The organism is Streptomyces sp. NRRL B-24572 (assembly GCF_002156145.1).
Classification (GTDB): domain Bacteria; phylum Actinomycetota; class Actinomycetes; order Streptomycetales; family Streptomycetaceae; genus Streptomyces; species Streptomyces vietnamensis.
Genome location: NZ_MWIG01000237.1, coordinates 1 through 17,661, shown reverse-complemented (window position 1 = coordinate 17,661; position 17,661 = coordinate 1). Strand labels below are relative to the sequence as shown.

General features: G+C 71.7%; 18 protein-coding genes and 1 pseudogene. 12 read left to right on the top strand and 7 right to left on the bottom strand.

Annotated elements, in window-relative coordinates; all coding sequences use genetic code 11:
- Positions 1-373: pseudogene (locus tag CCN56_RS14825) on the top strand (ABC transporter ATP-binding protein); the annotation flags it as partial.
- A 118-nt stretch (positions 374-491) separates the two neighbouring features.
- Here the strand turns inward: CCN56_RS14825 and CCN56_RS14820 are convergent.
- Complete coding sequence (locus CCN56_RS14820) at positions 492-1,283, bottom strand: metal-dependent hydrolase (RefSeq protein WP_086827169.1); 792 nt, start codon at positions 1,281-1,283, stop codon at positions 492-494.
- Positions 1,284-1,366: 83 nt separating this feature from the next.
- Here CCN56_RS14820 and CCN56_RS14815 point away from each other — a divergent pair, with 83 nt between their 5' ends.
- Both CCN56_RS14815 and CCN56_RS14810 read left to right on the top strand, forming a co-directional pair.
- Positions 1,367-3,928, top strand: a complete 2,562-nt coding sequence (locus CCN56_RS14815; RefSeq protein ID WP_086827167.1) for an RNA helicase — start codon at positions 1,367-1,369, stop codon at positions 3,926-3,928.
- A gap of 12 nt (positions 3,929-3,940) precedes the next feature.
- A complete protein-coding gene (locus CCN56_RS14810) occupies positions 3,941-4,804 on the top strand; it encodes an acyl-CoA thioesterase II (RefSeq protein ID WP_179199844.1) in 864 nt (287 codons plus the stop codon).
- Positions 4,805-4,816: 12 nt separating this feature from the next.
- Here CCN56_RS14810 and CCN56_RS14805 read toward each other — a convergent pair whose 3' ends face one another.
- Together CCN56_RS14805 and CCN56_RS14800 are read right to left on the bottom strand one after the other, a co-directional pair.
- Positions 4,817-5,887 carry an RNA ligase (ATP) gene (locus CCN56_RS14805; protein ID WP_086827163.1) on the bottom strand — a complete coding sequence of 357 codons (1,071 nt, stop codon included), beginning with the start codon at positions 5,885-5,887 and terminating at the stop codon, positions 4,817-4,819.
- Positions 5,888-5,998: 111 nt separating this feature from the next.
- A complete protein-coding gene (locus CCN56_RS14800; RefSeq protein WP_086827161.1) occupies positions 5,999-6,223 on the bottom strand; it encodes a DUF6011 domain-containing protein in 225 nt (74 codons plus the stop codon).
- 36 nt (positions 6,224-6,259) lie between these two features.
- Between CCN56_RS14800 and CCN56_RS14795 the strand changes: the two genes are divergently transcribed.
- Both CCN56_RS14795 and CCN56_RS14790 read left to right on the top strand, forming a co-directional pair.
- Positions 6,260-6,742, top strand: a complete 483-nt coding sequence (locus CCN56_RS14795) for a glutathione peroxidase (protein WP_041128030.1) — start codon at positions 6,260-6,262, stop codon at positions 6,740-6,742.
- Positions 6,735-7,502 (top strand): putative protein N(5)-glutamine methyltransferase, encoded by a 768-nt coding sequence (locus tag CCN56_RS14790; RefSeq protein ID WP_086827159.1) that lies wholly within the window; start codon positions 6,735-6,737, stop codon positions 7,500-7,502. The genes CCN56_RS14795 and CCN56_RS14790 overlap by 8 nt, the downstream gene beginning before the upstream one ends.
- 45 nt (positions 7,503-7,547) lie before the next feature.
- On the opposite strand, the gene CCN56_RS14785 is transcribed toward CCN56_RS14790, so the two are convergent.
- Positions 7,548-8,912: a cytochrome P450 gene (locus CCN56_RS14785; protein ID WP_086827171.1), complete on the bottom strand. Its 1,365-nt coding sequence runs from the start codon at positions 8,910-8,912 to the stop codon at positions 7,548-7,550.
- A gap of 156 nt (positions 8,913-9,068) precedes the next feature.
- Here CCN56_RS14785 and CCN56_RS14780 point away from each other — a divergent pair, with 156 nt between their 5' ends.
- Positions 9,069-9,536 carry a VOC family protein gene (locus CCN56_RS14780; RefSeq protein WP_041128032.1) on the top strand — a complete coding sequence of 156 codons (468 nt, stop codon included), beginning with the start codon at positions 9,069-9,071 and terminating at the stop codon, positions 9,534-9,536.
- Between the two features lie 10 nt (positions 9,537-9,546).
- Here the strand turns inward: CCN56_RS14780 and CCN56_RS14775 are convergent, their stop codons facing one another.
- Complete coding sequence (locus CCN56_RS14775; RefSeq protein ID WP_086827157.1) at positions 9,547-10,788, bottom strand: acyl-CoA dehydrogenase family protein; 1,242 nt, start codon at positions 10,786-10,788, stop codon at positions 9,547-9,549.
- A gap of 162 nt (positions 10,789-10,950) precedes the next feature.
- Here CCN56_RS14775 and CCN56_RS14770 point away from each other — a divergent pair, with 162 nt between their 5' ends.
- On the top strand, positions 10,951-11,598 hold the full coding sequence (locus CCN56_RS14770; protein WP_086827156.1) for a TetR family transcriptional regulator: 648 nt from the start codon (positions 10,951-10,953) through the stop codon (positions 11,596-11,598).
- Positions 11,599-11,615: 17 nt separating this feature from the next.
- On the opposite strand, the gene def is transcribed toward CCN56_RS14770, so the two are convergent.
- On the bottom strand, positions 11,616-12,176 hold the full coding sequence (gene def / locus CCN56_RS14765) for a peptide deformylase (RefSeq protein WP_086827154.1): 561 nt from the start codon (positions 12,174-12,176) through the stop codon (positions 11,616-11,618).
- A gap of 126 nt (positions 12,177-12,302) precedes the next feature.
- On the opposite strand from def, the gene CCN56_RS14760 reads away from it, so the two are divergent.
- The 5 genes from CCN56_RS14760 to CCN56_RS14740 all read left to right on the top strand — a co-directional run bounded on the left by CCN56_RS14760 (position 12,303) and on the right by CCN56_RS14740 (position 17,012).
- Complete coding sequence (locus CCN56_RS14760) at positions 12,303-13,550, top strand: MurT ligase domain-containing protein (protein ID WP_041128036.1); 1,248 nt, start codon at positions 12,303-12,305, stop codon at positions 13,548-13,550.
- A 19-nt stretch (positions 13,551-13,569) separates the two neighbouring features.
- Entirely contained in the window at positions 13,570-14,298 is a 729-nt protein-coding gene (locus CCN56_RS14755; RefSeq protein ID WP_041128037.1) for a type 1 glutamine amidotransferase, read from the top strand.
- Between the two features lie 158 nt (positions 14,299-14,456).
- Positions 14,457-15,482: a 6-phosphofructokinase gene (locus CCN56_RS14750; RefSeq protein ID WP_086827152.1), complete on the top strand. Its 1,026-nt coding sequence runs from the start codon at positions 14,457-14,459 to the stop codon at positions 15,480-15,482.
- A gap of 102 nt (positions 15,483-15,584) precedes the next feature.
- Positions 15,585-16,535, top strand: a complete 951-nt coding sequence (locus CCN56_RS14745; RefSeq protein ID WP_086827150.1) for a cytochrome c oxidase assembly protein — start codon at positions 15,585-15,587, stop codon at positions 16,533-16,535.
- Positions 16,536-16,811: 276 nt separating this feature from the next.
- Positions 16,812-17,012 carry a hypothetical protein gene (locus tag CCN56_RS14740; RefSeq protein WP_086827148.1) on the top strand — a complete coding sequence of 67 codons (201 nt, stop codon included), beginning with the start codon at positions 16,812-16,814 and terminating at the stop codon, positions 17,010-17,012.
- 14 nt (positions 17,013-17,026) lie between these two features.
- On the opposite strand, the gene CCN56_RS14735 is transcribed toward CCN56_RS14740, so the two are convergent.
- A partial coding sequence (locus CCN56_RS14735; protein WP_143664523.1) for a DUF3048 C-terminal domain-containing protein occupies positions 17,027-17,661 on the bottom strand: 635 nt, incomplete at its 5' end.

Sequence of the window (17,661 nt, the reverse complement as noted above, 5' to 3'; positions counted from 1 at the left end):
CGCGGAGGGCTGGGCCCGGGGGCTCGACGGGGGCCTGGACACCGAGGTCGGCTCGGGCGGCCGCTCGTTGACCCCGGCGCAGGCCCAGCAGATCGCGCTGGCCCGGCTCGTCCTCGCGGACCCGCACACCCTGGTCCTCGACGAGGCGACCTCCCTGCTCGACCCGCGCGCCGCCCGGCACCTGGAGCGCTCGCTCGGCCGGGTCCTGGACGGCCGGACGGTCGTGGCGATCGCGCACCGGCTGCACACCGCCCACGACGCCGACCTGATCGCGGTGGTCGAGGCGGGCCGGATCAGCGAGCTCGGCAGCCACGAGGAGCTGGTGGCGGCGGACGGGGCGTACGCGGCGCTGTGGCGGTCCTGGCACGGCTGAGCCATGCGGAGGGGGCCCGCACCGGATGTCCGGTGCGGGCCCCCTCGTCTGCGTACGGCTCGAAGAACCCGCGTACGGCTCGAAGAGCCTGCCTACGGCTCGGAGGAACTGCGTACGGCTAGATGAAACCGAGCGCCGAGGCGCCGCCCACGCCGCCCAGGACCATGAAGGCGGGCATCAGGACCTTGAGCTCGACCCAGCTGCCGGCCCGGAAGCGCATGCCCTTGGGCGGGCCGAGCGGGTACCAGCGCTTGCGGCCGACGGGGATGGGCCACAGGATCGGGCAGCCGGAGACGGTCAGGGCGTCGCCGATGTCGTGCACGAGCGCGCCGAGGACGATGGGCAGGCCCAGCCACAGGTACTCCTGGCCCGGCTCGGCGAAGAGCCAGCCGGCGCCGTTGCCGGGCTGGTCGAGGACGCCCGCCAGGATCCAGGCGCCGGCGGCGCCGAGCAGCCAGACCAGGACGTCGCTGGAGACCCGGGCTGCCCGCCACAGCAGGCCTTCCACGGCGAGCACCAGGTGGACGAAGAGGATCGCGAGGACGGCCCAGCGGCCTCCGGTGACGGCCGCGACGGAGGCCCCGGCGCCGATCAGGACCGCCCAGAGCCAGGTGTGGGTGAGGGTCCGGTGTCCGCCGGACCTGCGGGGGTCGGAGGAGGAGCGGGTGGCCTTGTAGACGGCGTACGACAGCTTGTCGACGATCTCGCAGAGGCCCCGGGAGACCGGCCCGAAGGCGCGGGAGATGGTCGCCGACTTGTGGTCGAGGTCGGGCGCCAGGGCGGCACCCGCGCAGATGAGCGCGCCGGCGACGAGAACCGGCCAGGGCATCGGGTGGTCGAAGGCGGCCGCGGCCGCTCCTACACCCAGCCAGGCCGCCGCTCCGGACAGCGAGTGCGCCGGTCCCATCATGGTTGACCCGCCCCGTTTCTCCCCTGCCGGCGCCCAGTTGACGGCCGGTCGACGGACGAGCCTATCGTCCGTGATCAAGACCGATGACGGCCGGTTCCCTCATCCGAGCGGAATGCGGGCAAGATGGGGGCGTGACCCTTATCGATCAGCTGCCGCCGACCGCCGACCCCGACGCCCTCTTCGAGGCCTTCTCCTCCTGGGCCGAGGACCGGGGCATCACGCTCTACCCGGCCCAGGAAGAGGCGCTGATCGAGGTCGTCTCCGGGGCCAACGTGATCTTGTCCACCCCCACCGGATCGGGAAAGTCGCTGGTCGCGGCGGGGGCGCACTTCACCGCGCTCGCCCATGACCAGGTGACCTTCTACACCGCGCCGATCAAGGCGCTGGTGTCGGAGAAGTTCTTCGACCTGTGCAAGCTCTTCGGCACCGAGAACGTCGGCATGCTCACCGGCGACGCCTCCGTGAACGCGGACGCCCCGGTGATCTGCTGCACGGCGGAGGTGCTCGCCTCGATCGCGCTGCGCGACGGCAAGTACGCCGACATCGGCCAGGTCGTCATGGACGAGTTCCACTTCTACGCCGAGCAGGACCGCGGCTGGGCGTGGCAGATCCCGCTCCTGGAACTCCCCCAGGCGCAGTTCGTCCTCATGTCGGCGACGCTCGGCGACGTGTCGATGTTCGAGAAGGACCTGACCCGGCGGACCGGGCGCCCGACCTCGGTGGTCCGCTCGGCGACCCGGCCGGTGCCGCTGTCGTACGAGTACCGGCTCACGCCCATCACGGACACCCTGACCGAGCTCCTGGAGACCAAGCAGGCGCCCGTCTACATCGTGCACTTCACGCAGGCGCAGGCCGTCGAGCGCGCGCAGTCGCTGATGAGCATCAACATGTGCACGCGCGAGGAGAAGGACCAGATCGCCGAGCTCATCGGCAACTTCCGCTTCACCACCAAGTTCGGCCAGAACCTCTCGCGGTACGTGCGCCACGGCATCGGCGTGCACCACGCGGGCATGCTGCCGAAGTACCGGCGGCTCGTGGAGAAGCTCGCGCAGGCGGGCCTCCTGAAGGTGATCTGCGGAACGGACACCCTCGGCGTCGGCGTGAACGTGCCGATCCGCACGGTGCTCTTCACGGCCCTCACCAAGTACGACGGCAACCGGGTGCGGACCCTGCGCGCACGCGAGTTCCACCAGATCGCGGGCCGCGCCGGCCGGGCCGGCTTCGACACCGCCGGCTTCGTGGTGGCGCAGGCCCCCGAGCACGTCATCGAGAACGAGAAGGCGCTCGCGAAGGCCGGGGACGACCCGAAGAAGCGCCGCAAGGTGGTCCGCAAGAAGGCCCCCGAGGGCTTCGTCGCCTGGAGCGAATCGACCTTCGAGAAGCTGATCGAGGCCGAGCCGGAGCCGCTGACCTCCCGCTTCAAGGTCACCAACATCATGCTGCTGTCGGTGATCGCCCGTCCGGGCAACGCCTTCGAGGCGATGCGCAAGCTCCTGGAGGACAACCACGAGCCGCGCAAGGCGCAGCTGCGGCACATCCGCCGGGCCATCGCGATCTACCGCTCGCTGCTCGACGGCGGTGTGGTGGAGCAGCTGGACGAGCCGGACGCCGAGGGCCGCACGATCCGCCTGACGGTCGACCTCCAGCAGGACTTCGCGCTCAACCAGCCGCTGTCGACGTTCGCGCTCGCCGCCTTCGACCTGCTGGACCCCGAGTCCCCCTCGTACGCCCTGGACATGGTGTCCGTCGTCGAGTCGACGCTCGACGACCCGCGTCAGATCCTCGCCGCCATGCAGAACAAGGCGCGCGGGGAGGCCGTGGGGCAGATGAAGGCGGACGGCGTCGAGTACGAGGAGCGGATGGAGCGGCTCCAGGACATCTCGTACCCGAAGCCGCTGGAGGAGCTGCTCTGGCACGCGTACAACGTCTACCGGAAGTCGCACCCGTGGGTCGGCGACCACCCGGTGTCGCCGAAGTCGGTCATCCGTGACATGTACGAACGGGCCCTGACGTTCACGGAGTTCACCTCCTGGTACGAGCTGGCGCGGACCGAGGGCATCGTCCTGCGGTACCTGGCGAGCGCGTACAAGGCGCTCGACCACACCATCCCGGACGACCTGAAGACCGAGGACCTGGAGGACCTGATCGCCTGGCTGGGCGAGATGGTGCGCCAGGTGGACTCCTCGCTGCTCGACGAGTGGGAGCAGCTGGCCAACCCGGAGATCCAGACGGCCGAGGAGGCCCAGGAGAAGGCCGACCAGGTCAAGCCGGTCACGGCGAACGCCCGCGCCTTCCGGGTCCTGGTGCGCAACGCCATGTTCCGCCGGGTGGAGCTGGCCGCCCTCGACAACGTCGACGCGCTCGGCGATCTTGACGCGGACTCCGGCTGGGACGCGGACGCGTGGGGCGAGGCGATGGACGCGTACTGGGACGAGTACGACGACCTGGGTACGGGCCCGGACGCGCGCGGCCCGAAGCTGCTCGCGATCGAGGAGGACGCGGCACACGGCCTGTGGCGCGTCCGGCAGACCTTCGCCGACCCGAACGGCGACCATGACTGGGGCATCAGCGCGGAGGTGGATCTCGCGGCCTCCGACGAGGAGGGCCGGGCCGTGGTCCGCGTGACGTCCGTCGGACAGCTGTAGAGGAGACCTGTGGTGACCAACCCCGCCGAGAGGCTCGTGGACCTGCTCGACCTGGAGCAGATCGAGGTGAACATCTTCCGTGGGCGCAGCCCGCAGGAGTCGCTGCAACGGGTCTTCGGCGGACAGGTCGCCGGGCAGGCCCTGGTGGCGGCCGGCCGCACCACGGAGGGCGACCGGCCGGTGCACTCGCTGCACGCCTACTTCCTGCGCCCCGGCCGGCCCGGGGTGCCGATCGTGTACCAGGTGGAGCGGGTGCGCGACGGCCGCTCGTTCACGACCCGCCGGGTCACGGCGATCCAGGAGGGGCGGACGATCTTCAATCTGACGGCTTCCTTCCACAAGCCGGAGGAGGGCGCCTTCGAGCACCAGCTGCCGCCGCGGCACCTGACGGACCCGGAGACCCTGCCGAACCTGCCGGACGAGATCCGCGAGCACCTGGGGACGCTGCCGGAGGCCCTGGAGCGGATGGCCCGCCGGCAGCCCTTCGACATCCGGTACGTGGACCGGCTGCGCTGGACGCACGAGGAGGTCAAGGGCGCGGACCCGCGCTCCGCGGTGTGGATGCGGGCGGTCGGCCCGCTGGGCGACGACCCGCTGGTCCACACGTGCGCGCTGACGTACGCCTCGGACATGACGCTCCTGGACGCGGTCCGCATCCCGGTCGAACCCCTCTGGGGCCCGCGGGGCTTCGACATGGCCTCCCTGGACCACGCGATGTGGTTCCACCGGCCGTTCCGGGCGGACGAGTGGTTCCTGTACGACCAGGAGTCCCCCATCGCGACGGGCGGCCGGGGCCTGGCCCGCGGCCGCATCTACGACCGCGAGGGCAGGCTCCTGGTGTCGGTGGTCCAGGAGGGCCTGTTCCGAAAGCTCTGACCCCGGCCGGGGTCACTCGAACTCGGTGCCGCCCTTGCGGGTCAGGTAGGCCGGGCTGACGGCCTTGGCGATGGCCCGGCCACCGGTGACCGGGCTGTACCGCTCGGTCGCGGACCGGATGACGACGCCCTCCCGCAGGTGCGTCTCCCGTCCGGAGACGGTCTCGCGGCCGCTGGCGTGCGCGAGGACGGTGTCGAGGTCGTACGGCCCGGAGTACAGCCGCGGTACGAGCGCCACCTCACCGGCTTCGAGCACGGCCTCCGGGTCGAGCCACCGGACGTGTCCGTCGATCTCGGCGGACACGTCGAACAGCGCGTATCCGACGGTCTCGGAGCGGGCGTCGGCGCCGTAGGCGAGGTCCTGCACCCCGGAGCCGTACACCTCGCCGAAGAGCCCCACCCGGCGGGCGCCGAGGCGCTCGGCGAGCCGCTCGGCGACGGCGGCGAGCCCGTGCCCGTGGACGGCGCGCCAGTACAGGTTGCGCGGATCCTCCTGGAGGGCGAGGCCCTTTGCCCCGAACCCCTTGGAGGAGACCTGGACGCGGCCCTCCTCGGCGTGGAAGGTCAGCAGGCAGGCGGTGCCGTGGAGCTTCTCCGTGAGGACGACGGGCTCGCCGGGCTCGAAGACGTCGGGGTAGCGCTGCAGGTTCTCGATGTCGACCCAGGGCAGCAGATCGGGCGCGGTCTCGACGTCCCCGTTCATCGTCGGCGGTATCGGCGGCACCCACTTGGTGATGCCCAGCACCTCCGCGAAGTCGACCCCGTCGGCGGCCGCCCGCGCCAGATCGGTACCGGCGAGCGCGCCGGGCCGGCACACGATCCCCTGCGACAACTCCCCGCGCAGCCGCACCGCCTTCACCCGGTCCGAGTTCCCTCCGGCGAGCCGCCCGGTGAGCCCCAGCTCCTCGACGAGCGGGAGGGGCAGCACGGCCTGCTCGGGGATGTAGACGGCGACATCACCCGTCTCGTAGACCCCCTTGGCGACGACGGCCCGGTAGAGCCCGACCTGGGCGAGCTCCAAGGCGTCGGCATTGGGGTGCGGATGGACGGTGAGGACTTCGGCGGTGACGCGCAGGGTGGACATGGTTCAGGGCTCCGGTTGCTCGGGTTTCGGTCTCATCGCGGCCCACTGTGGCCGACCCGAATTCCCGTGGGCGATCGATTTGCCGCCTGGTAGCGTCGCCGGGCTCGGGACCTACTGATCGTCGTCGAGGCCCGGCAGGGTGTCCTGTTCCACCTCGTGGCGGCGGGTGCGGATGTCCGGGGCCGGGGGGTGGAGTTTGGCGTCGCAGGTGGGGCCCAGGCCCGTGCGGCGGGAGTCGGCGCCGGTCAGGGGGCGGCCGCAGAGGCGGCAGTGGACGCGGCGGGGTCCCGGCTCCGGTGTGGAATCGATCGCGATTGCCAGTGGTTCGTCTCCCATGCTGAGATCAAACCCCATTCCGACGAGGAGCAGCACATGAGCCTGTACGACATCCCCCTGAAGACCCTGACCGGCGAGCCGGTCTCCCTCGCCGACTACCGGGACCGGGCCGTCCTGGTCGTGAACGTCGCCTCCAAGTGCGGCCTCACCCCGCAGTACGCGGGTCTGGAGCGGCTGCAGAAGGAGTACGGGGAGCGCGGCTTCACGGTGCTCGGCGTGCCCTGCAACCAGTTCGCCGGGCAGGAGCCGGGCAGCGCCGAGGAGATCGCGACCTTCTGTTCCGCGACGTACGGCGTGTCCTTCCCGCTTCTGGAGAAGACGGACGTCAACGGTGACGGACGTCACCCGCTCTATTCCGAGCTGGTGAAGGTCGCCGACGCCGAGGGCGAGGCCGGTGACGTGCAGTGGAACTTCGAGAAGTTCCTGATCGGCCGTGACGGCGCGGTCACCCGTTTCCGTCCGCGCACCGAGCCGGAGGCCCCCGAGGTCGTGGCGGCGATCGAGGCGCAGCTTGTCTGACCCGGGGGTCGTCGAACGGCTGCGGGCCGCCGGGTGCGTCTTCGCCGAAGAAGAGGCGGAGATGATCCTCGCGGCCGCCGCCGGGCCCGCCGAGCTCGACCTCATGGTCGAGCGGCGGGCCTCCGGTCTGCCCCTGGAGCACGTCGTGGGCTGGGCCGAGTTCGCCGGGCTGCGGATCGAGGTCGACGGCGGGGTCTTCGTGCCCCGGCGGCGTACGGAGTTCCTCGTCGGCCAGGCGGTGGCGCTGGCCCGGCCGGGCGCCGTCTGCGTCGACCTGTGCTGCGGCTCCGGCGCGGCGGGCGCGGTGCTGCTCGCCGGGGTCGAGGGCGCGGAGGTGCACGCCTCGGACATCGAGCCGGCGGCGGTGCGCTGCGCCCGGCGGAACGTCGAGCCGCGCGGCGGCCGGGTGTACGAGGGGGACCTCTTCGCGCCGCTGCCGCGGGAGCTGCGGGGCCGGGTCGAGGTGCTGGTCGCCAACGTGCCGTACGTGCCGACCGAGGAGATGGGGCTGCTGCCGCCCGAGGCCCGCGACCACGAGCCGCACGTCACGCTCGACGGCGGCGCGGACGGGCTCGACGTCATGCGGCGGGTCGCCGCCGAGGCGCCGGAGTGGCTGGCGCCGGGCGGGCACCTGCTGGTGGAGACGAGCGAGCGGCAGGCGGAGACGGCGCTCGCGGTGATGGCCGGGGCCGGTCTGGTGCCGCGGGTCGTCACCTCCGAGGAGTGGTGGGCGACGGTCGTCGTCGCGACCGGGCCGTAGGGGGAGGGACGGGAGCGGCCCCGCGTAGGGTCGCTCCCGCCTCCCTCAGCGCGGCAGCAGGCGGCAGCGGGCCGGGCCCGTCGCGTAGAGCGTGATCGCGGAGCCGACGGGGATCTCGGTGTCGACGGCTTCGAGGCCGTACTTCTGGAGGAGCATCGCCAGGGCGATCACCGACTCCAGCATCGAGAAGTGCTGGCCGATGCAGGCGCGCGGGCCGCCGCCGAAGGGGTACCAGGCGTACCGGGGGCGGGCCGCCTCCGCCTCGGGCGTGAAGCGGTCGGGGTCGAAGCGCTCCGGGTCCTCCCAGTAGGCGGGGTGCCGGTGGGTGACCCAGGAGGCGACGACGACGTCCGCCCCGGCCGGGACGGCGACGCCGTCGATCACGGTGGCTTCGACGGCGCGGCGGCCGATGGCCGGGGCCGCGGGGAAGAGACGCATGGTCTCCTTGAGGACGCGGGTGACGTAGGGCAGCGCGTCGAGGTCGGCGGCGCCGGGAGTGCGGCCGCCGAGGACCCGGTCGACCTCCTCGTGGGCCCGCTTCAGCACCTCCGGGTGCTTGGCGAGGAGGTGGAGGGCGAAGCCGAGGGAGGTGGCGGTGGTCTCGTGTCCGGCGAGCAGGAAGACGAGGACCTGCTCGCGCAGCTCGGTGGCGTCGAAGCTGCCGTCCTCGGCGCTCTCGGCCTCGACGAGCAGGGTGAGGAGGTCGTCGCCCTCGGCGGAGGCCCGGCCGGAGGCGCGTCGCTCGGCGATGATCCGGTCGCAGACCTCGTACAGCGCCCGGTGGACGGCGGCGGCCTTGCGGTTGCCCGGGGTGGGCCAGTCGCGGGGCACCCTGAGCGGGGCGTAGCCACGGCTCAGCACGTAGGCGTTGAGCTCGGGGAAGCTGCGCTCGACGATCTCGACGGCCGTGTCGACGTCGGTGCCGAAGAGGATGCGGGCGACCGCGCGCAGGGCGAAGCGGGTCATCTCGTGGAGGACGTCGACGGTCTCGGCGCCGGCGTCCTGCCACTCGCCGGTGAGGGTGGTGACCTCGGCGGCGACGGCCTCGGCGTAGCCGTCGACGCGGCGCTTGGTGAAGAGGGGCTGGACGAGCCGGCGCTGGCGGAGGTAGTCCTCGTCCTGGCTGGTGAGCAGGCCGTTGCCGAAGGACTCGCGGATCTCCTGGTAGAAGGTGTTGTCCTTGCGGAAGTTCGCCGACTCCCCGGCGAGGACCTGCTGGGCGCCCTCGGCGGAGAAGACGGCATAGATGGTGGAGCGGATCCCGGGCGGTCCTGCGGTGATCTTCACGACGTCGCCGTGGTCGCGCCGGGCGCGCAGGAAGGTGCCCAGCGCGTCGTTCTTGAGGTCGAACATGGAGCCGAGGAGCGGAAGTCCCGCGAGTTCGGGTGCCTCGGTCCGGGTGGTGGTCATGATCGGTTCCCCCTTGATCGTCACCGGCCTGGTGATTCTTCCCCAGGAAGTAACGCACAGGCGAGTAGGGGTCGAACACCCGCCCATATCCGGCCTGTTGGCTCGAATCGCCCGTCGGCTCCGTCGTTGTCAGTGGCGTCTGCGAGGCTCGTTCCCATGGAGCGACCCGAGCTGACTCTGCAACTGACCATCGACTGCGCCGACCCCCAGCGCCTGGTGCCCTTCTGGCTGGACGCCCTGCGGTACGTCCCCGATCCGCCGCCCGCCGGGCACGCCACCTGGCGGGCGTACTGGGAGGCGATCGGCGTGCCGGAGGACGAGCTGGGCGAGGACGCCGGGGAGCTCCCGGAGTCCATCGTCGACCCGAAGGGCGTGGGGCCCCGCGTCTGGTTCCAGCACGTCCCGGAGCCGAAGACCGTCAAGAACCGCGTCCACCTCGACCTCAGGGTCGGCGGCGGCCGCGAGGTCCCCCTCGCCGTCCGGCGCGAGCGCGTGGACGGCGAGGTGGCCCGGCTGACGGCGCTCGGCGCGACCGTCCTCTACGCGATGGACGAGCCGAACGGCATGGACTACTACGCGGTGGTCCTCCAGGACCCGGAGGGCAACGAGTTCTGCCTGGTGTGAGCGCCGACGGCTACTTCGCGAGCGCGCGGCTGATCACCATGCGCTGGATCTCGCTCGTGCCCTCGAAGATGGTGTAGATGGCGGCGTCGCGGTGCATGCGCTCCACCGGGTACTCGCGGGTGTAGCCGTTGCCGCCGAGGATCTGGATGGCCTGGGCGGTGACCTTCTTGGCGACCTCGCTCGCGTACAGCTTGGACATGGAGCCCTCGGCCGCCGTGAAGGGCTTGCCGGCGGTGGCCATCCAGGAGGCGCGCCAGACGAGGAGGCGGGCGGCGTCGATCTGGGTGGCCATGTCGGCGAGCTGGAAGGCGACGCCCTGGTTCTCGATGATCGGGCGGCCGAACTGGACGCGGGTCTTGGCGTAGTCGAGGGCGACCTCGTACGCGGCGCGGGCGGTGCCGACGGCCATGGCGCCGACGGCCGGGCGGGAGGCCTCGAAGGTGGCCATGGCGGCGTTCTTCACGCTCCCCCAGCTACCGCTGGGAGGTGCCCCCTTGCCGCCCGCCTTGGCCTTCTCCCGGGCGCGGGCGAGGCGCTCGTCCAGCTTGTCCTTGCCGCCGAGGAGGCAGTGGCCGGGAACGCGGACGTCCTCCAGGACGACCTCGGCGGTGTGGGAGGCGCGGATGCCGTGCTTCTGGAACTTCTGGCCCTGGGAGAGGCCGGGGGTGTTCGGCGGCACGATGAAGGAGGCGTGGCCCTTGGAGCCGAGCTCGGCGTCGACGACGGCGACGACGACGTGGACGTTGGCGATGCCGCCGTTGGTCGCCCAGGTCTTGGTGCCGTTGAGGACCCACTCGTCCTTGGCCTCGTCGTACACGGCGCGGGTGCGCATGGAGGCGACGTCGGAGCCGGCGTCGGGCTCGGAGGAGCAGAAGGCGGCGACCTTGACGTCGTTCGCGTCGCCGTACATCTGCGGGACCCAGGTGCCGATCTGCTCCTCGGTGCCGTTGGCGAGGACGCCGACGGCGGCGAGGCCGGTGCCGACGATGGAGAGGGCGATGCCGGCGTCGCCCCAGAACAGCTCCTCCATCGCCATCGGGATGCCGAGGCCGGTCGGGTCGAAGAACTGCTGGGCGTAGAAGTCGAGGGAGTAGATGCCGATCTTGGCCGCTTCCTGGATGATCGGCCAGGGGGTCTCCTCACGCTCGTCCCATTCGGCGGCCGCGGGGCGCATCACATCGGCGGCGAAGCCGTGGAGCCAGTCGCGGACCTGCTTCTGGTCCTCGTTGAGTTCGAGCGTGAACTCGCCCATGTTCCCTCCCAGCATGACGTTACTTGCGGTAACAGCAGTCTGTTACCGGTGGGTAGGAGCTGTCAACCAGCGGTGGAGCGGTTCGGCCCGACCGACACCGGATCCCGGCCGGGTGTTACGTTGCGACAGCCTCACGAATCGCACGGGCGGGGAGACACGCACATGGACATCGCAGACCGGACCACCGACCAGCAGACGCCCGCCGAGCAGCGGCGCCGCGAACTGCTGGAGGCGGCGGACCGGGTGGTGCTCCGGGACGGCCCCCAGGCGTCCATGAACGCGATCGCGGCCGAGGCGGGCATCACCAAGCCGATCCTCTACCGCCACTTCGGCGACAAGGGCGGGCTCTACCGAGCCCTCGCCACCCGGCACACCGACGCGCTCCTCGCCTCGCTCCGGGCCTCGCTCGACGCGCCCGCGGACCGGCGCCGCCGCGTCGAGTCCACCCTCGACACCTACCTGGCGTCCATCGAGGCGATGCCCCAGGTCTACCGCTTCCTCATGCACCCGGCGGAGGAGCCGCACCAGGCCGAGCAGGGCTTCGACGTCGGCCGCCACTCGGCCCCGCTGCTCCGGCGCATGGGCGAGGAGCTCGGCCAGGTCATCGCCGAGCGCGTCGACCTGGGACCGGCCGCCGAGGCCCAGGCCCGGATCTGGGGGCACGGCATCGTCGGCATGATGCACGCGGCCGGCGACTGGTGGCTCGGCGAGCGCCCCTGCTCCCGCGCGGACCTCGTCAAGAGCCTGGCGGACCTTCTGTGGGGCCGCCTCGCCGAGGCCGACGACCGCCCGGGCGGGCCGGGCTTCTGAGACGGCCCCGGGCGACCTCAGGCCTCCAGCAGGGACGCCCCGCTCCCCCACGACTGCTTGCGGATCGTGCGCAGGAGACGTGACTTGCGCCACCCCGTGACGTGGTCCGCGTAGACCCCGCCCTCCAGGTGGTCCGTCTCGTGCTGGAGGCAGCGGGCGAAGAAACCCGTCCCCTCGACCCGTATCGGAGTGCCGTCGAGGCGGACGCCCTCCACCACCGCGCGGTCGAAGCGGGGCGTCGGCGCCTCGAGGCCCGGCAGGGAGAGACAGCCCTCGGGGCCCCGGATCACGTCGCCGTCCGCCTCCACGAGGCGCGGGTTCACCACATGACCGAGGTGGCGGATCTCCTCGTCGTCGGGGCAGTCGTACACGAAGACCCGCAGGCCCGTGCCGACCTGGTTCGCCGCCAGACCCACGCCGTTCGCCGCGTACATCGTGGCGAACATGTCCTCGACGAGCCGGGCCAGTTCGGGCCCGAAATCGGTGACGGGCGCGCAGGGGGTGTGCAGCACGGGGTCGCCGAGGAGCGTCATCGCTCGGACGAGACCGGAACTGCCGGGGATGGGGCGGTTTCGCATGGCCGTAAGGGTACGGTCCACTGTGACCTCCCTGTTTCGTGCGGCCGCTCGGCGGTGCCGCTGTTCGGGCTGCTGGCCGGATCTCGATAGGCTGAGCCCGGACCGACGCAAGGAGGAACAAGAACGATGTCAGGACACCCCGGTAATCCAGAGCCGCTGTCGCCGCGCGCCAAGCTGGCCGTGACGGCGGGCAAGGCCGCGGCCGCGGTGTCGCGTGCGGCGGGACGCGGCAGCGGATCGGTGATCGGCGGCCGGGTGGCGCTGAAGCTCGACCCCGACCTGCTCGGTCGGCTCGCGCAGCATCTGGACGTCGTCCTGGTGTCGGCGACCAACGGCAAGACCACCACGACCCGGCTGATCGCGGAGGCCCTGCGCGCCGCCGGTCCCGTGGTCTCCAACGCGCTCGGCGCCAACATGCCCGCCGGCATCACCTCGGCGCTGGCCGGCGGCACGGACTCCAAGTTCGGTGTGATCGAGGTCGACGAGAAGTACCTCGCCGGCGTCGCCCGGGACACCACGCCCAAGGCGATCGCGCTGCTCAACCTCTCCCGCGACCAGCTGGACCGCGCGGCCGAGACCCGGATGCTCGCCGAGAAGTGGCGCGAGGGCCTCAACGGCACCAAGGCCGTGGTCATCGCCAACGCCGACGACCCGCTCATCGTGTGGGCCGCCTCCTCCTCCCCGAACGTGGTGTGGGTCGCCGCCGGCCAGGAGTGGAAGGACGACGCCTGGTCGTGCCCCGCCTGCGGCGGTGTGATGCAGCGTCCGGGCGACGACTGGTTCTGCGGCGAGTGCGGCTTCCGCCGTCCCGCGCCGAGCTGGGCGCTCAGCGGCGACCACGTGCTCGACCCGCACGGTTCGGCCTGGCCGATCCGCCTCCAGCTGCCCGGCCGCGCCAACAAGGCGAACGCCGCCACCTCGGCCGCCGTCGCCGCGGTCTTCGGGGTGCCGCCGCAGGTGGCCCTGGAGCGCATGTACCAGGTGCAGGCCGTCGCCGGACGCTACGACGTGGTCTCCTTCCAGAACCGCGACCTGCGTCTGCTCCTCGCGAAGAACCCGGCCGGCTGGCTCGAAACGTTTTCCCTCATCGACGGGCCGCCCGCCCCGGTGATCCTCTCCGTCAACGCGCGCGGCGCCGACGGCACGGACACCTCCTGGCTGTGGGACGTGGACTACGGCCGGCTCGCCGGCCACCCGATCATGGTGATCGGCGACCGGAAGCTGGACCTCGCCGTCCGCCTGGAGGTCGCGGGCGTGGACTTCCGCGTCTGCGAGACCCTCGACGAGGCCGTCGCGATGGCCCCGCCCGGGCAGATCGAGCTGATCGCCAACTACACCGCCTTCCAGGACGTCCGCCGCCGCGTCGGCAACTGACCCGTAGAGGACTTGCAGCATGAGTGACAGCAGCCTGCGCCTGGTCTGGGTCTACCCGGACCTGCTCAGCACCTACGGCGACCAGGGCAACGTCCTCGTCGTCCAGCGCCGTGCCGAACAGCGCGGCCTCAGCGTCGAGCGCGTCGACGTCCGCAGCGACCAGCCGGTGCCGACCTCGGGCGACATCTACCTGATCGGCGGCGGCGAGGACCGTCCGCAGCGGCTCGCGGCCGAGCGGCTGCGGCGGGACGGCGGCCTGAGCCGGGCCGCCTCCAACGGCGCGATCATCTTCTCGGTCTGCGCCGGGTACCAGATCCTGGGCCACGAGTTCATCAACGACCTCGGCGAGCGCGAGCCCGGCCTCGGGCTCATCGACGTGATCTCGACCCGCGGCGAGGGCGCCCGCTGCGTCGGCGACGTCCTCGCGGACATCGACCCGCGCCTCGGCCTCCCCCAGCTGACCGGTTTCGAGAACCACCAGGGCATCACCCACCTCGGCCCGACGGCCCGGCCGTTCGCCCGGACCGTCTTCGGCAACGGCAACGGGACCGGCGACGGCACCGAGGGCGCGTACAACGACACCGTCTTCGGCACGTACATGCACGGCCCCGTCATGGCGCGGAACCCGCAGATCGCGGACCTGCTCCTGAAGCTGGCCCTCGACGTGAACGCGCTGCCGCCGACCGACGACCGGTGGTACGAGGCGCTGCGCGCCGAGCGCATCGCGGCGGCGACCCAGCCCGCCTGAGTCAGCCCGCGCACCGCCGTTGGTCCCTCGTACGAACGTACGTTGTCCACTGTGCGGACATCCGGTTCGGCCCCGCCACCCTGCGGCGATAGGGTGGCGGGGATCCAGCCGGACGACGTGGTCCGGGAGTCGGCCCACGTTGCAAAGGTTTTTGGGCTATGCGCATTGGCGTACTCACCTCCGGCGGAGACTGCCCCGGTCTGAACGCTGTCATCCGTTCCGTCGTGCACCGCGCCGTCGTCGACCACGGCGACGAGGTCATCGGCTTCCACGACGGGTGGAAGGGCCTCCTGGAGTGCGACTACCGCAAGCTCGATCTCGACGCGGTGGGCGGCATCCTGGCCCGGGGCGGCACCATCCTCGGCTCCTCGCGGGTCCAGCCCGCGCACCTGGTCGGCGGCGTCGAGCGCGCCAAGGGCCACGTCGCCGACCTCGGTCTCGACGCCATCATCCCGATCGGCGGCGAGGGCACCCTCAAGGCGGCGAACCTGCTCTCCGAGGCGGGGCTCCCGATCGTCGGCGTCCCGAAGACGATCGACAACGACATCGCCTCCACCGACGTCACCTTCGGCTTCGACACGGCCGTCACCGTCGCCACCGAGGCCCTCGACCGGCTGAAGACCACCGCCGAGTCCCACCAGCGGGTCCTCGTCGTCGAGGTCATGGGCCGCCACACCGGCTGGATAGCACTGCACTCCGGCATGGCCGCCGGCGCGCACGCCGTGGTCGTCCCGGAGCGCCCCTTCGACATGGACGAGCTGACCGCCCGGGTCGGCGAGCGCTTCGAGGCCGGCAAGCGGTTCGCGATCGTGGTCGTCGCCGAGGGCGCGAAGCCGCGCGAGGGGTCGATGGACTTCAAGACCGCCGGCACCGACATCTACGGCCACGAGCGCTTCACCGGCATCGCCAACCAGCTCTCCGTCGAGCTGGAGCGGCGCCTCGGCAAGGAGGCCCGCCCGGTCATCCTGGGTCACGTCCAGCGCGGCGGCACCCCGACCGCGTACGACCGCGTCCTCGCGACCCGTTTCGGCTGGCACGCCGTCGAGGCGGCGCACCGCGGCGAGTTCGGCATGCTGACCGCGCTGCGCGGCACGGAGATCACGATGGTCCCGCTGGCCCAGGCCGTGGAGACCCTCAAGACCGTCCCGGCCGACCGGTACGACGAGGCGGAGTGCGTGCTCTGACGACTCCCGTACGCCACATCCGCCCCCGGTCGCAGTCGCGGCCGGGGGCGGTTCTAGTCTGGTGCGGACAACAAGCGCGAATCGGGCTCCAGGAGTGTACGGATGGATCACAGCGGGCACGGCATGACGATGGATCTGCCGCCGTTCACGCTGGGGCGGGGCCTCGAGTTCTCTCCCGACCTCTTCTTCCTGATCGGCTGCCTCGCGGCACTCGGTCTGTACGGATGGGGCGTGGCGCGGCTGCGGCGGCGCGGTGACGCGTGGCCGATCAGCCGGACGGTGTTCTTCACGGTCGGCGTGCTGACCGTCGCCCTCGTGATGTGCACCAAGCTCAACGACTACGGCATGGTCATGTTCAGCGTGCACATGGTGCAGCACATGGTGATCTCCATGCTGTCGCCGATCCTGCTGCTGCTCGGCGCGCCGGTGACGCTCGCGCTGCGGGCGCTGCCGGTGGCGGGCCGGGGCTCGCTCGGGCCGCGCGAACTGCTCCTGAAGCTGCTGCACAGCCGGTACATGAGGGTGATCACGCACCCGGCGTTCACCATCTCCATGTTCATCGCGAGCCTCTACGCGCTGTACTTCTCGCCGCTCTTCGACTTCCTGATGGGCTCGAAGGCGGGGCACATCGGCATGATGGTGCACTTCCTGATGGTGGGCCTGGTCTTCTTCTGGCCGATCATGGGCGTGGACCCGGGCCCGCACCGGCCGGGGTACGTGATGCGGATGCTGGAGCTGTTCGCCGGCATGCCGTTCCACGCGTTCTTCGGCATCGCGATGATGATGGCGACCCAGCCGCTGGTGGAGTCGTACAAGAACCCGCCGGCCTCGCTCGGGATCGACGCCCTCACCGACCAGAACGCGGCGGGCGGCATCGCCTGGGCGTTCAGCGAGATCCCGTCCGTCCTCGTCCTGATCGCGCTGGTCTACCAGTGGTACCACTCCGAGCAGCGGCAGGCGATCCGCAAGGACCGGGCCGCCGACCGGGACGGCGACAAGGAGCTGGAGGCGTACAACGCGTATCTGGCGAGCCTGCAGACGCGGAGCCGCTGACGCTCCGGATCCAACATCCTGAATCCGGATCCAGGATGTTGGATCCAGGATGTTGGATCCAGGATGTTGGATCCAGGATGTTGGATCCAGGATGTTGGATCCGAATCCAGGATTTTGGATCCACGGTCCCCTTCCGGGCCCGGTGCCGCTTGCGGCGCCGGGCCCGTTCGCGTCCCGGCGCACGCCGGAGCGTCCGGGGAGTAGCGCGCGCCCCTCTCGCGGGGTCACGATGGGCTGTACGGCTTCCGCGGCCCCGGTCGGAAGGAGGGCGGACTGATGTCCGGTCCCACGAAGACGATGGCGGTGCTCACCTGCGCCGCGCTGGTGCTGACGACGACCTACACGGTGGCGCTCGGCAGCAGCGGCTGGCTCTGGTTCGGTCTGATCGTGCTGATCGTGGTGACGATCGGGATGGCGGCCGCGGACAGCACCGTACCGCCCGCTCCACGCCCCCGCCCGCCGGGCACCACCTCCTGATCGGCAGGACGGTCCTATCCGCGCGGGGCCAGGACGATCCAGGTCTGGCCCGGGGCGAAGGGCAGGGGCTTTCCGGCCGGGGTGGTGAAGGTGGTGCCGGAGGTCGCCGAGGGACGGGACCAGTGGGCCTCGTGGGCGCGTCCGTCGCGCAGGACGAGGGCGGTGCCGCTGCCGACGGTCTGGCTGTACGGGGAGACGGAGCCGAACCGGTCGTGGAAGCGGGAGGGGCGGACCGTGACGCGCTGGACGACGACCGTCTCGGGGGTGAGCGGTCCCGTGTCGGTGGCGCGGGCCCCGCGGCCGTCCATGGCGACCCGCCAGGCGTGGTCGGCGGCGGACCAGGTGAAGGTGTAGCGGGCCGCCGGGTAGCGGACGGTCGAGGTCGTGACCGGGGTGCCGCCGGCCGGGGCGGGCCCGAAGCGGAAGCCGATGTCCCGGGGGTCGTCGGCTCCCGGGGCGGCGGCGAGGGCGCGGCCGGGGCGCAGGTAGAGGTTGTGCGGGACGGGGCGGTCCGGGGAGCGCCGGAAGGCCCGGGGTGCGGTGCTCTCGGTGACGAGGTGGAGCGGCGCGGCCCGCAGGAGCGGGGTGAGGGCCGACTGGGCGCCGGAGTAGGCGAGGACCGGACGTCCGAAGTCGCCGAGCAGGGCGA

Coding starts and splice junctions, on each gene's coding strand:
- CCN56_RS14795 (WP_041128030.1), top strand. CDS start 6,260: ATGAGCCTGTACGACATCCCCCTGAAGACCCTGACCGGCGAGCCGGTC.
- CCN56_RS14770 (WP_086827156.1), top strand. CDS start 10,951: ATGGACATCGCAGACCGGACCACCGACCAGCAGACGCCCGCCGAGCAG.
- CCN56_RS14775 (WP_086827157.1), bottom strand. CDS start 10,788: ATGGGCGAGTTCACGCTCGAACTCAACGAGGACCAGAAGCAGGTCCGC.
- CCN56_RS14740 (WP_086827148.1), top strand. CDS start 16,812: ATGTCCGGTCCCACGAAGACGATGGCGGTGCTCACCTGCGCCGCGCTG.
- CCN56_RS14820 (WP_086827169.1), bottom strand. CDS start 1,283: ATGATGGGACCGGCGCACTCGCTGTCCGGAGCGGCGGCCTGGCTGGGT.
- CCN56_RS14750 (WP_086827152.1), top strand. CDS start 14,457: ATGCGCATTGGCGTACTCACCTCCGGCGGAGACTGCCCCGGTCTGAAC.
- CCN56_RS14800 (WP_086827161.1), bottom strand. CDS start 6,223: ATGGGAGACGAACCACTGGCAATCGCGATCGATTCCACACCGGAGCCG.
- CCN56_RS14745 (WP_086827150.1), top strand. CDS start 15,585: ATGGATCACAGCGGGCACGGCATGACGATGGATCTGCCGCCGTTCACG.
- CCN56_RS14780 (WP_041128032.1), top strand. CDS start 9,069: ATGGAGCGACCCGAGCTGACTCTGCAACTGACCATCGACTGCGCCGAC.
- CCN56_RS14785 (WP_086827171.1), bottom strand. CDS start 8,912: ATGACCACCACCCGGACCGAGGCACCCGAACTCGCGGGACTTCCGCTC.
- def (WP_086827154.1), bottom strand. CDS start 12,176: ATGCGAAACCGCCCCATCCCCGGCAGTTCCGGTCTCGTCCGAGCGATG.
- CCN56_RS14755 (WP_041128037.1), top strand. CDS start 13,570: ATGAGTGACAGCAGCCTGCGCCTGGTCTGGGTCTACCCGGACCTGCTC.
- CCN56_RS14805 (WP_086827163.1), bottom strand. CDS start 5,887: ATGTCCACCCTGCGCGTCACCGCCGAAGTCCTCACCGTCCATCCGCAC.
- CCN56_RS14815 (WP_086827167.1), top strand. CDS start 1,367: ATGACGGCCGGTTCCCTCATCCGAGCGGAATGCGGGCAAGATGGGGGC.
- CCN56_RS14760 (WP_041128036.1), top strand. CDS start 12,303: ATGTCAGGACACCCCGGTAATCCAGAGCCGCTGTCGCCGCGCGCCAAG.